Here is a 15,101-nt window from a genome sequence, read left to right as displayed (position 1 = left end):
CGATCTGGCACATTACGCTGCCATCATCACTATTCAGGCGCATGCATTATCAGGGCACATGGTGCAATATCGGGGGGCACACCATGCCAGGCGGGACGCGACTTCCCTCGCACCTGGGCCTGCACGAGGGTGGCGGGCTCGGGCGGTCGCAGGGTGGGCGTGGGCTCGCCGGGCACCTCGGTCTGTCGGTGCTTGCCCTGTGCTCCGCGACCGTGCTGCTGTTCAGCGTGGGCGGCTGGTCCGTCGCCACCTATTCGGACCGCAACGTCACGCGCCTCGGGCTCGACCTGGGCGGTGACGACAAGTCCGCGAAGCATGACGTGGCCAACTACCTGCTCGTCGGCAACGACAGCCGAGCAGGCACCAACGGCGAATACGGTGACGAGCCCGGCCAGCATTCGGACACCACCATTCTGATGCATGTCGCCGCCGACGGCGCCACCACGATGATCTCCTTTCCACGCGACACCCTCGTCGACATCCCCGCGTACACCGATAATGCCGGCAAAAAACATCGGCAGCACAAGGGAAAGTTCAACTCGGCACTGCACGACGGCGGCCCCCAGCTGCTCGTGAACATGATCCAGAGCCTCACCGGCATGCAGGTCGACCACTATGTGGCGGTCGACCTCGCCGGCTTCAAGAAGATCACCGACGCGATCGGAGGCGTCGACGTCTGCGTGAAGCCCTCGGATTTCGTGGACCGTTTCAAGGACGACAACGGCCGCTGGCGGACGAGCACCAACACCAAGGACTCGATGAGCGGCTGGGTTGGTGGTCCGGGCACGGTGCATGTCAACGGCGATCAGGCACTCGCGTTCGTCCGCCAACGGCACGGTTTTCGTGACGGCGACATCGCCCGGATCCAGCGTCAACAGCAGTTCCTCGGCGCCGTGTTCCACAAGGCCATGAGCGGTGACGTCCTCACCAACCCGCTCAAGTCGTCCGCGCTGCTGCGGGCGGCGACCGGGGCGGTGACCCTCGACGACGACACCAGTCTCGACGAGCTCCTGGACCTGGCACTGTCCATGAAGGGCATGGTGGGCGGGATGAACGTGACGACGTTGCCCACGCGCTCCCCCGGCCTCGCCGACGGCGGGAACCCCGAGGACGGGACACTGCCTCCGTATGGGTCGGTCCAGCTCTACGATCCGGTCGACCTCGCGAAGATCGTCGTACCGTTGGGCGGGCACGTCGAGGACGTCGACCTCGACGGCACGGCCGCTCCCGGTGCGGCCGGCACGCCCGACCCGGGAGCGACACCCGGGCCCGTGACGGTCCCGGCGGACCAGGTCACCGTCTCGGTCTACAACGGTTCGACCACGTCCGGCCTCGCGGCGAAGGCGACGACCGCGCTCACGGGCCAGGGCTTCCACGCGACCAGTGCGGGAAACGCCGACTCGAAGAAGTACACGGCACCCCGCGTGCTGTACGGCCCCGGCCGACAGGAGGCCGCCTGGACCGTGCAGGCGGCCGTACCCGGCTCGATCACCCGCGCCGACCCGACCATCACCGGGATCCACCTGATCCTGGGCTCCGAGTACACCGGCGTGGTCACCCCCACCGTGACAGGCACGACCACCGGCACGGCGCCAGCCACCGCGGCCGCGCCCGCACCCGCACCCGCTCCCGAAAGCCCCGCCGCGCAGGGCCAGGCCCCGCCGACCTGCACGCTGTGATCGCGGCCGACGGCCGGAGCATCGGCCCGCGACCGGCCCGCGCACGGGCCGGTCGCCCGAAGCACCGACACATCGATGTGACAACCGCCACAGGAACCTGTCACCCGCGGCGAGGAACCGAAAGCAGCACAATCACACGCCGTTAGAATCCCCACCGGCCCGCGCCTTGCCAGGCATTCAACAAAAGAGCAACAAGCCGTCGTCAGGGCCCTGCCGCAGGACCATGCGAGGCTCAGCCCGATAGACACGGACGCTACGCTCAGTATTTTCTTCCGCGACCCGATGTGCATGCGTCGCGAACGCCGGGAACAAATACCTTGTCCCGAGAGGACAACACCGGCTTGCGCATCCGCATCGTTCGCGGCTATCTTCCCGGAAGATCTTGTCCAGCTGGAGACGGCGGCCTTCGGCCAGCCCTCCGAATGATTACCCGGGGAAACCCGGGCTCGTCGCCTGCGCGGGTAATGACGGCTCCCAAGCCCGCGACCTCGGTTAACCGGATTCCTCGGAATCCTCCACCGGTCCAGCCTGCCCACATCCGGGCACCGACCAGGAATATCGACGCCATCTTGCCGAATCATTCGAGGAAGAAGAGGCGGTCCACGTGGGCCGTGGTCGCGCTGGCACTGGCCCTGACCGCACTCGTCGCGACCGCCGCCTGCGCGGGGGCCGTCGCGGCCCTGGTCTGGCCAGCCGAAGCCGCTCCGGCCGGACCGGAACCAACCCGCCGCACCAACCTGGCCGGGCGCGACGGGAAGAACAGGCAGGACGGACCGCTGCGGGTGATGGTCACCGGTGACTCGATCAGTCAGGGCCGGGAGGGCGACTTCACCTGGCGCTATCGCCTGTGGGAGCACTTTCGCTCCGGCGGTGTGAACGCACGGTTCGTCGGTCCCTGGACGGGCACCTATGTCATCCCGCCCGCCCAGCCGGACGAGTATCCGAAGGTCGACGCGCCGATCTCCCATGACGGGGCCTACCGGGCGGGCATCGACTTTCCCACGGAGAACAACGCCGAGTGGGGCTGGACCGCGCTGGAGGCCAAACAGACCATCGCCGGCGACGTCGCCCGGTACCAGCCGGACATCCTGCTCGTCGAGCTCGGTTACAACGATCTGGCGTATGCGCTCAACACGCCCGCCGGCCTCGTCGCGGATCTGCACACTCTCCTCACGAGAGCGCGCGCGGCCAGGCCGTCGATCAAGGTGGTGCTGGCGGACGTCATCCATCCCACGCCGCTGCCGGGCATGTCACCCGACCTCGACGCCAGGATCTCCGAGTACAACGCGCTGCTGGCCCGGGAGCTCCCGAGCTGGGGCACGGCCTCGTCCCCGGTGGCGCTCGCCGGCCTGGGGGCCGCCTACCAGGCGGCGACCGACACGTATGACGGCGTCCATCCGGGCGGCGTGGGCGAGTTCCGGGTGGCCAGGGCGTTCGCCGACGCGCTGGCCACCGCGTTCGGCCTCCCGCCCTACCGCACGCCGATACCGCAGACCGTCCCGGAGACCATGCCGTCGGCCCCGCAGTCGATCACCGCGGTCAAGGCGGGCGGCATCGTGACGGTGCGCTGGTCGCATTCGTTCGGCGCCGGCGGCTACGTCCTGTACTCACGGGATGCCACCCTCGGCCGGGAGTTCGCCCCATCCGACCTGCCGCTGCCCGCCGACAGCTGGAAGTTCGTCCTGCCGGATCCGGCGCACACGTTCGAGTACTACGTGCGTGCCGTGCACGGTCCCTACCTGAGCCCCGCGTCCCCGACCGCGAGCACGGCACGCATCGAGGCGCTGCCGATGCGCTGACACCCGGCGGGCTCAGAAACGCCACCGGGTGGCGCCGCCGGGATCGACAGTCCGCACGGCCGTCGCCGCGGTCAGATCGATCCGGTAGACGAACCAGGGCGGCGGGCCGGCGGATGGCGCGCTGAACTCGGCGGTCAGGGCCCGGCCGGACTCGTCCACCGACACCGGCCAGCCCTCCCCCGCCCAGCGGGCAGCCAGTGCCGCGACGACCGACGGATCGGTGACCTGGCTGGCCCGCCCCTCGACCACGAGATCGAACTCGGCCGTGGCCAGGCTCAGCGCACAGCGCGGATCGCGGGCGACGTTGCGCGCCTTGCGAGTGCGCTCGCCGGTCTCGAACCAGAGGCCCCCTTCCACATACAGGGCCCCGATGCCGGTGACATGTGGCGAGCCGTCCGCGTTGAGCGTCGTCAGCCAGCAGGTGTGCCGGCCGGGCCCACCGGAGCCCGGGGCCTGGGTGAGCCCGCCCTCGAGGCGCGCCTGGATGAACGCCCAGTCCACCGGCGGCAGGTCGTAGAGGTCGGCGAGGTTGGTCGCGTCGGGTGCGTGCATGTGGGATTGGACCACGCTGACTCCCGAAACTCATCGTCGGTGCCGCCGCCACGCCCGGCGGGCCCTCCGCGGGATAACTGGAGCCTCGCACCACAGATCCGCATATTCTTTGTAGGCAGCCGTCGAGCTCCCTCGAGCACGTCGGGTATGTCTCCGGGCCCCTTGACTCGTGGGAGGGAGCACGTCCGGGTGAGGACAGATGCTGTCGTCATCAGTGCCGCCGCCGCCTGGCTCCCGCCTCGAAGCGAGGCTCCAGCCGAATCCGACGACTCCGCGGACGACCCCGGCTACACATCGCTGACCGTGTCGGACGGCCCCTCCGCTCCGGAGATGGCGGTGCTGGCGGCGAGCACGGCGCTGGAACGGGCCGGCTGGGACGGAGCGGAGCTGGACCTCGTCCTGCACGCCTGGAGCTACTACCAGGGGCACGACTTCTGGTCGCCAGCCCACTACATCGCCGACCAGCTCGGCGCCCAGGCCGCACAGCCGATCGGCATCCAGCAGATGTGCAACGGCGGCGCGGCCGCGTTGCAGACCGCCGCGACGCACCTGCTCGCCGATCCGTCCACGGCCCGGGTGCTGGTCACCACCGCGGACCGCTTCTGCCCGCCCGGGTTCGACCGGTGGAACAGTGACTTCGGCGTCGCCTACGGGGACGGCGCGAGTGCCGTCCTGGTCAGCCGGGCCGACCTCGCCGGCTCCACCGGCGGCTCCACCGGCGGTGCAGTCCTCGGCGGCGGAGCCGGCAGCGGAGCCCAGCTTCACCTGACCTCGATGAGCTCCGTCTCCGCGCCGAGCCTGGAAGGCATGCACCGGGGCAACGACACCTTCTCCCCGGCGGCCCGCGCGAACGCTCCCACCGTCGACACGCGCCGGACGAAGCGGGCCTATCTGCGCCGCCACGGCAGCTCCGGGTACCGGGCCGCCGAGCGGGAACGGGTGGAGACGCTGCTGCGGCTGGCCGTGGCCGAGGCCGAGCTCCCCCGCGGAACGCGCCCGCGCTGTGTGGTCCTGCCGCGCGTGCACCGGGCGCCGCTGCAGTCTGTGTTCGTCCCGATCGTCGCGGATGTCACCGGCGCCGAACCGATCGACTTCGGCCGTGAGACGGGGCATCTGGGCGCCGGCGACCTCACCGCGGGGATCGCCGACCTGCTGGAGAGCAAGATCCTGGCCCCCGGCGAGACCGCGCTGGTACTCAGCACCGGAGCCGGGTTCACCTGGTCCTGCGCGGCCCTCACCGCCCCCGCCGCCTGACCCGTCCGTCGCCCGCCCGCCGGGTGGCGGCCACCGCCACGGACGGCGACCGCCATCGGGCGACGGCCACCCGGCGACCGCCGATCAGCAGATGCGGGGCAGCTGCTCGCCGAGCGGGCGGTCGACGATGCGGGTCGTCCCGAAGGCGGTGCGCCCGACGACCATCCCGGGATGCTCGGCGGTCACGGTGCCGATGATTGTCGCGTCACTCCCGGCCGGATGCGTTCGCATCGCCGCCAGCACGGCGTCGGCGTCCTCGGGTGCGACGAAAGCGACGATCTTGCCTTCGTTGGCGACGTGCAGCGGGTCGAGGCCGAGGAACGCGCAGGCCGCCTCGACCACCGGCGGGACCGGCACGGAGCCCTCGGTGAACTCGACGCCGGTGCCGGAGGCGGCGGCGATCTCGCACAGGCTGGTGGCGAGGCCTCCCCGGGTCGGGTCGCGCAGCGCGTGCACCCCGGCCGGCGCCACCGCCAGCATCGCCGCGACCAGCCCGTGCAGGGCGGCGGTGTCCGACCGGACGTCCCCGCCGAACTCCAGGTTCTCGCGGACGCTCAGCACCGCCACTCCGTGCCCCCCGACGGGCCCCGAGATGATCACCCGGTCACCGGGCCGGGCCCGCTCCGGCCGGATGTCGACACCCGGAGGGACAACACCGATGCCACTCGTGTTCACGTAGAGGCCGTCCGCCAGCCCGCGCTCGACGACCTTGGTGTCGCCGGTGACCAGCCGCACCCCCGCCCGGGCCGCGGCCTGCCCCATCGCCTGCGCCACCCGGCCGAGAACGCCCAGCTCCAGGCCCTCCTCCAGGATGAAGCCGGCGGACAGCGCGATCGGGGCGGCACCGCTGCACGCGAGATCGTTGATGGTGCCGTGGACGGCCAGCTCGCCGATGCTGCCCCCCGGAAAGAACAACGGGCGGACCACATACGAGTCGGTCGAGAAGGCGAGCCGGATGCCGCCCACCTCCAGCACCGCCGCATCGGCCATCGGCTGGTCCGGTGACGCACCGAACGCGGGCAGGAACAGGTGCTCGATCAGCTCGCCGGACAGGATGCCCCCGCCACCGTGCCCCAGCATCACCGCGCTGTGATCCCGCAGCGGGCGCGGGCACACCCAGCGGGACGGATCCACCGCGCCGGCGTCAGCCGCGCTGGTGCCAGCCGCGCTGGTGCCAGCCGAGCTGGTGCCAGCCGAGCCCGTGTCAGCCATGGTCGGCACCGAGCCTGCGGAACTGGAAGTAGGCGGCACACGCGCCCTCGGTGGACACCATCGTCGCTCCCAGCGGGGTACGCGGAGTGCACCGGCCGCCGAACGCCGGGCACTGCGGGGGTTTGATCATGCCGCGCAGCACGTCACCGCTGTGGCACTCGGACGACTCCTCGGCGGTGAGGCCCGTGACGTCGAACCGGATCTCGGCGTCGAACTCGGCGTACTCGTCCGCGAGCCGCCAGCCCGAACCGGGGATGACCCCGATGCCACGCCAGGCCCGGTCGCACACGGTGAACGTCCGGTCGAGGGTGCGCCGGGCCACCACGTTGCCGTCGGCGCACACCGCCCGGGAGTAGGCGTTGGCCAGCTCGGCGCGGCCCGCCTCAAGCTGCTCGACGGCGGTGCGGACCCCGTCGAGCAGGTCCAGCGGCTCGAAGCCGGTGACCACGATCGGCACCCGGTGCGACGAAACCAGCGGCTCGTACTGGGACGTCCCCATGACCGCGCACACGTGCCCGGCGGCGAGGAAGGCGCGTACCCGGTTCTCCGGCGCCGCGAGCACCGCGGCCATCGCCGGCGGCACCAGCACGTGGCTGACGAGCATCGAGAAGTTGCGCAGGCCGCGGGCCCGGGCGGCCACCACCGCCATGGCGTTGGCCGGGGCGGTCGTCTCGAAGCCGATGCCGAGGAACACGACCTGCCGGCGCGGGTTCTCCTCGGCGAGGCGGACGGCGTCCAGCGGTGAGTAGACCACCCGGACGTCACCGCCGCGCGCACGGACGCTGAACAGATCCGTGTCACTGCCGGGAACCCGCAGCATGTCGCCGAACGAGCAGAGGATCACCTCGGGACGGGCGGCGATCGCCAGCGCCCGGTCGATCGTCTCCAGCGGAGTGACGCACACCGGGCAGCCCGGCCCGTGGACGAACTCGACCTGCTCGGCGAGCAGCTGGTCGAGGCCGTTACGGATGATCGAGTGGGTCTGGCCACCGCAGACCTCCATGATCGTCCACCGGCGGGTGGCGACCGTGGCGATCGCGTCCACGAGCCGGGCCGCGAGCACGGGATCACGGAACTCCCGCAGATACCTCATCGGCGTTCGCCCTCATCATCTCGATCGTGACGGTCGGATGGGCCGGCGAGGGCCGCGATCGCGGCCTGCCCGAGCGCGAGCCCGCCATCGCCGGGTGGAACGATTCGGTGGGTCAGCACCTCGAAGCCGGCCGCGACCAGCCGGGAGCGGCAGGCCCGCACCAGGACGACGTTCGCGAACACGCCGCCGGTCAGCCCGACCGCGCCGACGCCGCGCAGGTCACGCGCCGCACGGGCGACCGTCACCACCGCCTCGGCGACGGCCAGGTGGAACGCCTGCGCCAGCACCGGCACCGCGACCCCGGCGCGGATCCCCTCGACCAGGCCGGAGATCAGCGGCGCGGGGTCGAGCACACCCCCGCCGGGCCAGCGGTCGAACCCGAACGTGAGCGCGGACGCCAGCCCCTCGACGTCTGCCAGCCCCTCGACGTCTGCCAGATCGGCCGCGGCTTCCAGCTCGGTGGCGGCCTGCGCCTCGAAGGTGCTGCGCTGACGCACACCGAGCAGCGCGGCCACCGCGTCGAACAGCCGGCCCATGCTGCTGCACGGCACGCAGGACACGCCGCGGTCCAGGATCGTCCGCAGCACCGCCAACGCGGCCGGAGGCACGGCCCGAACCGGCGGAAGATCGTCGGACCAGGGCAGCCCGGCGGCCGCGAGATGCGCGAGGGCGCAGCGGTACGGCTCGCGGGCAGCCGCGTCGCCGCCCGGCAGCGGCACCGGCCGCAGGTACGCGAACCGTTCGACGCTGGTGAGATCGGCCCCGACCAGCAGCGCCTCACCGCCCCAGATGGTCCCGTCGGGCCCGAACCCGGTGCCGTCGAACGCCATCCCGAGGACCGGTCCGGCAACCGGATCGCCGGCCCCGCCGGGAGCACCGAACCCGCCGGGAGCACCAGGCGTGCCGGGAGCACCAGGCGTGCCGGGAGCACCGGGACGTCCGAGCCGGCCGTGCTCGGCGAGCAGCGCGGCGACGTGCGCGTGATGGTGCCCGACATCGTGGCTTCGGCTGGCACCGTTGGGTCGCCGGATCGCCCAGGCCCGGGTGAGATAGCCGGGATGGCGGTCGGCGGCGAGCGTGGCCGGCGCGACGTCGTACAGCCGCGTCATCCGGGCGCAGGAATCCTCGAACGTGCGCAGCGCGTCGAGCCCTGCGATGTCCCCGAGGTGCTGCGAGACGACCGCGTGCCGTCCGGTGGTGAGACACACCGTGGCCTTTCCGTCGCCGCCCACCGCCAGCACGGAGCCGACGGGACGTCCGAGGTCGACCGCCTGCGGGGCGTAGCCACGGGAACGGCGCACCGGCAGCACCCGTTCGCCGTCGAATCGCTCGACCGAGTCGTCGCACGGCGCGATGATCGGCCGGTCATGGGCCAGGAAGGCGTCCGCGATGCCACGCAGCCGGGCGCGGGCCTCGTCGTCCGCGATGCAGATCGGCTCGCCGGAGCGGTTGCCGCTGGTCATCACCAGCGCCTGGGGTGGATCCGCGTCCACACCGGGCACCGGGGTGAACAGAAGATGATGCAGCGGCGTGTACGCCAGGAGCAGTCCGATGAGCGGGCTACCGGGTGCCACCAGCTCCGAGAGGGGCGCGGTGGCCTTCCGTCGGGCGAGGACGATCGGCGCGGCGGGCGAGGCCAGCAGCTCCCGCTCGGCCGCGGACAGGTCGGCGAGCCTGGCGGCGCTCGCCAGGTCCGCCACCATGACCGCCAGGGGCTTGTCCGGACGTCCCTTACGTGCGCGCAGCAGCGCGACGGCGTCGCTGGCACCTGCGTCGCAGGCGAGGTGATAGCCGCCGACGCCCTTGACCGCCACGATCTCACCCGCCACCAGCGCTCGCTGCGCCGCCGCGAGCGCGACATCCGCGACATCCGCGACATCCGACCGCCGCCGCGCGGACGCGGCCTCTGGGCCGCAGGCTCGGTCGCCCTCGCCGCCGCCGCCGCCGCTGCCGCTGCCGCTGCGCTCGCCATCACGGTCGCCGTCGCCGTCGCGCTCGCCGTCACCGCCGCGCTCGCCGTCGCGGTCGTGGTCGGCCCGGCTCGTGCCCGGGTCGGTGGCTCGTTCGAACCACAGCGTCGGCCCGCAGGACGGGCAGCAGATGGGTTCGGCGTGGAACCGCCGGTCCGCCGGGTCGCCGTACTCACGCGCGCACTCGGGACACATCGGGAACCGGGCCATCGTGGTCGCCGCGCGGTCATACGGCAGGCTCTCGATGATCGTGAAGCGGGGACCGCAGTTCGTGCAGGTGATGAACGGGTGCCGGTGGCGGCGGTCCGCGGGGTCGGCCAGCTCGCGCAGGCAGTCGTCACACACGGCCGTGTCCGGCGGGACCATTGTGCGCGGGCCGGGTGCCGGTGCGCTGGCGAGGATGCGGAAGCCCGCGGCCGCGGCCGCCCCGGCAGCGCGCGCACCGCCCAGGTTCACACCGCCCGCGTCCGCACCGCCCGCGTCCGCACCGTCCGCGTCCGCACCGTTCGCGTCCGCATGGTTCGCGTTCAGGGCCGCGTCCGCGTTCCCGGCGCGCGCGATCTCGGTGACGGTGATCCGCTGCACCCGCGCAAGCGGTGGGGACGGGGCGGTGAGCCGCCGCCGGAACTCGGCGACGGCGCGGGCCGCCCCCTCCACCTCGACGACGACCGCACCCGCGTCGTTGCGGACGAAGCCCGCCAGCCCCAGTCCAACCGCGAGCCGGTAGACATGGGGCCGGAACCCGACTCCCTGCACGACACCTTCGGCGGTCACCCGCCACCGAACCCGGCCCGCGCTGCCGCCAGCCTGCGCCGCCCCGCCGTCCGCGAACGTTGTGGTCGCGCCGTCGTCGGGCGAGGGGTGAGACGTCAAGATCCGGCTGTCGAGCTGATCAGCGCGCGGTGGCGGGCGATCTCGTCCAGCAGGTGGCGGACCGTGGCCGCGGACTCGTCGTCACCGCTGTTCTCAAAGATCGTGCGGGCCTCGTGAAGCAACGCCGTGGCCTGCGGGAACGCGCCCAGACGAGCGAGCGCGTTGCCCTGGCTGGTGAGCACCCGGGCATAGGCGGGCGGGTCGGCAAGGCCCACCTTGTTGGCGATGACCTCCTGGTAGCGGCCGACCGCCTCGACGAGATTGTCCCGCCGGTGCGAGGACGGGGCATGCACCAGCGCGTTCGCCAGGTTGAGCTGGGTGCTGGCCCACTGCTGGGGATGGGTCTTGCGCGTGTACACGGTGAGGGCGGTCCGCAGGCCCTGCATCGCCACCCCGATGCGAAGCTGGTCGGAGGCCGAGTTCATCGGCATCGCCAGGTAGGCGGCAGCCAGGCTGACCTGGGCCGAGGCGAACAGCTCCGGCGCGGTGTCGATGGTGATCAGCCGCAGCGCGGCGAGGTAGTGCTCGGCGGCGGTACGCAGACCGGCCAGATCCTCTCCCACCTGGTCGTCGCCGGTCTGGCCGGCGCCGGCCAGCTCATGGTGGACGGAGCCCAGCGTCAGGTGCAGCTCGGCCCGGACGGCGACCAGGTCAGTGGGCTCCAGCGTGTTGAGCGCGGCCGTCAGGTCGGCGATGACCTCGCTGGTCGGTCCCTCGACGTCGCGGCGCAGCCCGGCGGTGGTCGCCATCAGCTGGGCGGCGAGCCCGGGGGCCGCCTTGTGTGCCGCCGCGATCGCGCGGCCGAGCATCCGGGCCGCATCACCGATCCGGCCGGCGGCTGTCGCGTGCGCGGCGTGCGCGGACCACACCAGCGCGGCGATCTCCTCGGACTCGCCGGTGAGAATCGGCGGCACGGACCGCTGACCGCCGGCGAAGCGGACGACATCCACCAGGATGCCCAGCTCGTCACCGAGCGCCGTGCGCAGCGAGAGCGGGTCGTCCGTCGCGGTGGCCGCCGCCGTCTCCGCCCCTGCCGGCGCCGCGGAACCGGTCGGGCTCAGGACGAACCGGTTGTAGCGGGTAACCGGGTCGTCGCCGGTCAGCAGCGCGACGGCGCCGGCGAGGTCCCCCCGGTAGGCGAGCTCGATCGCCGCGAGCTGCGGCGGCCACGCCGTCGGCAGCATCCCGGCCGCCAGGGACCGCCGAACGGCGGCCGTCTCGTCCCCGCCGGGGATGAGCAGGAAGCCCGCGGGCAGCGGAAACACACCGACGGGCTGCGGACGCGCGCACCGCACGGCAGCACCGGAGCCGGCGGCCTCCGCAGCCTCGGTGGGCTCCGCAGCCTCGGTGGGCTCGGTGTGGGCAGGGAGGTCTGTGGCCATCTGTGTCACCCGTCGTGGTTCAGTGGGCCTTGTCCATCGCACGGTGCACGGCCAGGGATGCCGCCGGTCCGAATCGACGATGGAGAAGGCTCAGTCGTGTGCCCCGTCCGGGTCACCGGCGGGAGAGGTCGCGTGGTCGCCGCGCGCGCGTCCCGCCCAGAAGCCACAGCTCGGATGACATCGGTCCCCTTCGTCAGGTGAGCGTTTCCGGGCCGGTCGGCGACGTCCCGGGTGGCACCGGGCCCTCGTGCTGGCGGGCCCGCCGCGGACGCCTTCGGCAGCCAAACGCTATGTGCCGCCGGCCACTACGCCGATCGGCAGTGGACGGACACTGCCACCTAGGCGCCAACCGGTTCGCCGCCGACGAGAACCAGCCCCCCGGTCGAGGGGACCCGTCTCGGCCGGGTGAATGCTCGGCCAAAGGCCACCGAACCACCTTGCGGTCATCGGAGCTGTTGGACCTTCGGGCTGGCAGGGTACCTACCGGACCAGGCCTTCACATTGCGGTGGCCGTCCGCGAGCCGGAGGAGGAACCGTTCATGGACTATCCACTTCTCAACGTCTTCTGGACGATGCTCTGGTTCTTCGCCTTCGCACTGTGGATCTGTGTCCTGGTTTTTGTGATCGCGGATATCTTCCGCCGGCGCGACCTGTCCGGCTGGGGCAAGACCGGCTGGCTCGCCGCCGTGATCCTGCTTCCGCTGCTGGGTGTCTTCACCTACACGATCATCTACGGCCAGGAGATGGGTGAGCGCACCTACCAGGAAGCTCAACGGCGCGACTCCCTGCAGCAGGGGTTCGGCCCTTCCGCGGTGCGGGCCACCCAGGGGACCGCTGACGAGCTTGCGAAGCTGGCCGATCTCCGCCGGCAGGGCGACATCAGCGAAGCGGAGTTCGAGCAGGGGAAACGGCGAATCCTGACCTGATTCACCGGTGGCCGCGGCCGGAACCGCGTAGGTCAGCCCGCCGCACCACGACGGTCAGCATCACGACGGTCATCCCGCGCCGGTTATGTGGCTGCGGTGCAGCCTCCGCAGCGCGAACGCGAGATGCAGGCGCAGGCGGCCGTTCGGATCGTGGACGGACCAGCCGAGAACCTGCTCCGCCTGGTGGAGACGTTCCTGCAGGGTCGAATGGTGCACGGTGAGCCCCACGGCCGCCGCGCGAAGACTCGGGCTGGTGGTGACGGCCTCCAGGGTGGCGAGCATCCAGGGGGCCGCCGCGGCAGCCCGGTTCAGGGCCTGGACGTCGGGGTCGGGCGGCGTGGCCGGGCCGACCGCCGCGGCCAGCACGGCCAGACCGCCGAGCTGGTCCGCGTGCACCACCCGCGGTCCCGGGTCCATCGCGGTGCCGCCGGCAGTGAAACGCAGCGCCGTGCGGGCGGCCTGCCAGGACGACGGTAGCTCCAGCACCGGCACGGCTGGTCCGACGCCCGTCCGCCGATCCGCGACCTGTGCGGGGACGACCCGCTGGCCGGCGGCGACGGGTTCCCGGCCGGGGACGGGTTCCCGGCCGGGCCTCGCCGGCACGGCCTCCACCAACGCGGTGCCGTCCGACAGCGCGAGCGCGCGGGCGAGGCCCGCCGGGTCGAGGCCGAGCTGGGCCGCCACCGTCCGCCGAGTCCGTGGCGACGCCGCCGCGTCCAGGAGAACCTCGATGGAGGCCCGGGTGGTCCCGTCGTCGGCGGTCACCGACGGCCGGGCGCCCGTACGGTCGAAACACGCTCGGCAGGCGGCCGCCGCCCGCTCGAGCACGACCGCGTCCAGCGGGCCGATGGGGCCTGGTCTTTCCAGCCACAGCGTCGGCGGCCCACCCGGCACCACCGCGACTGCCGGCCAGGTGTCGTCGGCCGCGGTGGCGGCGGCTCGGCGGCGCCCCTCGACGTCGACCTCGACGTGCACGCCCCGGCCGACGTCGACGAGACGGGCCGGCACACCGGTCAGCAGCGCCGCACCCCGCACGATGGCCTCGAGCCCGGCCCGGCCCTCGACGAGCCGGTCGAAGTAGATGACGGCCCGTAAGGCCGCGCCGGCGTCGGGGTCCAGCGCCGAGAGCCGGCCGGCGAGCTCCTTCACCGGGCGTCCTTCACCGGGCATCCTTCACCGGGCAATAGTGCCGTGCCGACCGGGAGGGCCGCGACCGCTACGGCGCGAGAAGGCGGCGAAGCCAGTTCGTCCGGGCGGCCTTCGCGGCCTGCGATACCGGAGCCTGCGGTGCCATCAGGTCGAAGCCGTGGAAGCCGCCGGGCCAGACATGCAGCTCGGCCGCGCCGCCCGCCTGCCAGATCCGGCTGGCGTAGGTGACGTCCTCGTCCCGGAAGGTCTCCGCCGAGCCGACGTCGATGAAGGCCGGCGGCAGGCCGGAGAGGTCGCCGGCGCGGGCCGGGGCAGCGTACGGCGAGACGTCGGGGCCACCGCGCTGATCGCCGAGCAGTGCCGTCCAGCCGGTCTCGTTCGACGCCCGGTCCCAGACACCACGCCCGGCCATCTGCCAGGCCGACGGGGTGTCGTTGCGGTCGTCGAGCATCGGGCACAGCAGCATCTGCCCGGCCAGGGCCGGGCCACCGCGGTCGCGGGCCATCAGCGCCACGGCCGCGGCCAGGCCGCCGCCCGCGCTGGTGCCCGCCACGATGGTTCGGCCCGGGGCGACACCGAACTCGGCCAGCCGCTCCGCCGTCCAGAGCAGGCCGGCGTAACAGTCGTCGACAGGGGTCGGATGCGGGTTCTCCGGCGCGAGCCGGTAGTCCGGCGACACGACCACCAGACCCAGCTCCTCGGCCCACTCGAGCGCCTCGGAGACACCGGTGCGCGCGTCACCGATGACCATCCCGCCGCCGTGCATGAAGTAGACGGCCGCCGCCGGGGTCCTGGTCGACGTCGGCCGGCACACGACCAGCGGCAGCTCGAACCCACCCTGACCGCCGAGCCCGACCGGTAACGAGACCGTCTCCACGGTGAACGCGCCGCCGCGGGCGAGCTGCTCATCCGAGACGACGATGCCCGCCATCCGCTCGCGAAGCTCCCGGATCACCGCCGGCGTCATCGGCTGCGGCAGAAGCGCCCCGAACATCTCGAGGGCAGCCGCCAGCTCGACGTCGAACGGCGGTGGTGGACCGACCCGCACGTCACCGGTATCCACATCGCTCACAGCCATTCTCGCTCCCGCAGGTTCCAGCTCGGCCGACATCCCTGATGCTGGCCTGCCGCGCGCGATCACGAAAGATGCGAGACGGCGGGAATCGCCCGCCAGCCGGCGGGCGATTCCCGCTCTTCGAACCCGGCTGCCCG

Annotated in this window: 11 protein-coding genes; 4 read left to right on the top strand and 7 right to left on the bottom strand. The window is 72.5% G+C overall.

The window, feature by feature from the left end; all coding sequences use genetic code 11:
• The first annotated feature begins 83 nt into the window (after nt 1–83).
• Nucleotides 84–1,679: an LCP family protein gene (locus tag ACG83_RS12000; RefSeq protein ID WP_054566191.1), complete on the top strand. Its 1,596-nt coding sequence runs from the start codon at nt 84–86 to the stop codon at nt 1,677–1,679.
• A gap of 611 nt (nt 1,680–2,290) precedes the next feature.
• The gene (locus tag ACG83_RS11995; protein WP_054566190.1) at nt 2,291–3,478 is read left to right on the top strand and encodes a GDSL-type esterase/lipase family protein; all 1,188 of its coding nucleotides are present in this window, start codon (nt 2,291–2,293) and stop codon (nt 3,476–3,478) included.
• 12 nt (nt 3,479–3,490) lie between these two features.
• Here the strand turns inward: ACG83_RS11995 and ACG83_RS11990 are convergent, their stop codons facing one another.
• The gene (locus ACG83_RS11990) at nt 3,491–4,030 is read right to left on the bottom strand and encodes a pyridoxamine 5'-phosphate oxidase family protein (RefSeq protein ID WP_054566189.1); all 540 of its coding nucleotides are present in this window, start codon (nt 4,028–4,030) and stop codon (nt 3,491–3,493) included.
• 189 nt (nt 4,031–4,219) lie between these two features.
• Between ACG83_RS11990 and ACG83_RS11985 the strand changes: the two genes are divergently transcribed.
• Nucleotides 4,220–5,284 (top strand): ketoacyl-ACP synthase III family protein, encoded by a 1,065-nt coding sequence (locus tag ACG83_RS11985; RefSeq protein WP_054566188.1) that lies wholly within the window; start codon nt 4,220–4,222, stop codon nt 5,282–5,284.
• An 84-nt stretch (nt 5,285–5,368) separates the two neighbouring features.
• On the opposite strand, the gene hypE is transcribed toward ACG83_RS11985, so the two are convergent.
• Genes hypE through ACG83_RS11965 form a run of 4 tightly spaced genes read right to left on the bottom strand, consistent with a single transcriptional unit; the run spans nt 5,369 to nt 11,814 of the window.
• Nucleotides 5,369–6,496: a hydrogenase expression/formation protein HypE gene (gene hypE / locus ACG83_RS11980; RefSeq protein WP_083473228.1), complete on the bottom strand. Its 1,128-nt coding sequence runs from the start codon at nt 6,494–6,496 to the stop codon at nt 5,369–5,371.
• Nucleotides 6,489–7,589: a hydrogenase formation protein HypD gene (gene hypD, locus ACG83_RS11975; RefSeq protein WP_054566187.1), complete on the bottom strand. Its 1,101-nt coding sequence runs from the start codon at nt 7,587–7,589 to the stop codon at nt 6,489–6,491. Before hypD ends, hypE begins: the two co-directional genes overlap by 8 nt.
• The gene (locus tag ACG83_RS11970) at nt 7,586–10,432 is read right to left on the bottom strand and encodes a carbamoyltransferase HypF (RefSeq protein WP_054566186.1); all 2,847 of its coding nucleotides are present in this window, start codon (nt 10,430–10,432) and stop codon (nt 7,586–7,588) included. The genes hypD and ACG83_RS11970 overlap by 4 nt, the downstream gene beginning before the upstream one ends.
• Nucleotides 10,429–11,814: a hypothetical protein gene (locus ACG83_RS11965; RefSeq protein WP_083473155.1), complete on the bottom strand. Its 1,386-nt coding sequence runs from the start codon at nt 11,812–11,814 to the stop codon at nt 10,429–10,431. The genes ACG83_RS11970 and ACG83_RS11965 overlap by 4 nt, the downstream gene beginning before the upstream one ends.
• Nucleotides 11,815–12,353: 539 nt before the next feature.
• On the opposite strand from ACG83_RS11965, the gene ACG83_RS11960 reads away from it, so the two are divergent.
• The gene (locus ACG83_RS11960; RefSeq protein ID WP_054566583.1) at nt 12,354–12,740 is read left to right on the top strand and encodes an SHOCT domain-containing protein; all 387 of its coding nucleotides are present in this window, start codon (nt 12,354–12,356) and stop codon (nt 12,738–12,740) included.
• 69 nt (nt 12,741–12,809) lie between these two features.
• Here the strand turns inward: ACG83_RS11960 and ACG83_RS46580 are convergent, their stop codons facing one another.
• Nucleotides 12,810–13,889, bottom strand: coding sequence for a helix-turn-helix domain-containing protein (locus ACG83_RS46580; RefSeq protein ID WP_054566185.1), 1,080 nt, complete (start codon nt 13,887–13,889; stop codon nt 12,810–12,812).
• Nucleotides 13,890–13,956: 67 nt separating this feature from the next.
• On the bottom strand, nt 13,957–14,967 hold the full coding sequence (locus tag ACG83_RS11950; RefSeq protein ID WP_054566184.1) for an alpha/beta hydrolase: 1,011 nt from the start codon (nt 14,965–14,967) through the stop codon (nt 13,957–13,959).
• Nucleotides 14,968–15,101: the final 134 nt, after the last annotated feature.

The sequence above is a fragment of the Frankia sp. R43 genome (assembly GCF_001306465.1).
GTDB lineage: Bacteria > Actinomycetota > Actinomycetes > Frankiales > Frankiaceae > Parafrankia > Parafrankia irregularis.
This window is presented reverse-complemented; position numbering and strand designations above follow the sequence as displayed.

Bases quoted from the DNA above. Each gene is read 5' to 3' on its own strand.
- ACG83_RS12000 (WP_054566191.1), top strand. From the start codon at position 84: ATGCCAGGCGGGACGCGACTTCCCTCGCACCTGGGCCTGCACGAGGGT.
- ACG83_RS11990 (WP_054566189.1), bottom strand. From the start codon at position 4,030: ATGCACGCACCCGACGCGACCAACCTCGCCGACCTCTACGACCTGCCG.
- hypE (WP_083473228.1), bottom strand. From the start codon at position 6,496: ATGGCTGACACGGGCTCGGCTGGCACCAGCTCGGCTGGCACCAGCGCG.
- hypD (WP_054566187.1), bottom strand. From the start codon at position 7,589: ATGAGGTATCTGCGGGAGTTCCGTGATCCCGTGCTCGCGGCCCGGCTC.
- ACG83_RS11965 (WP_083473155.1), bottom strand. From the start codon at position 11,814: ATGGCCACAGACCTCCCTGCCCACACCGAGCCCACCGAGGCTGCGGAG.
- ACG83_RS11960 (WP_054566583.1), top strand. From the start codon at position 12,354: ATGGACTATCCACTTCTCAACGTCTTCTGGACGATGCTCTGGTTCTTC.
- ACG83_RS11950 (WP_054566184.1), bottom strand. From the start codon at position 14,967: ATGGCTGTGAGCGATGTGGATACCGGTGACGTGCGGGTCGGTCCACCA.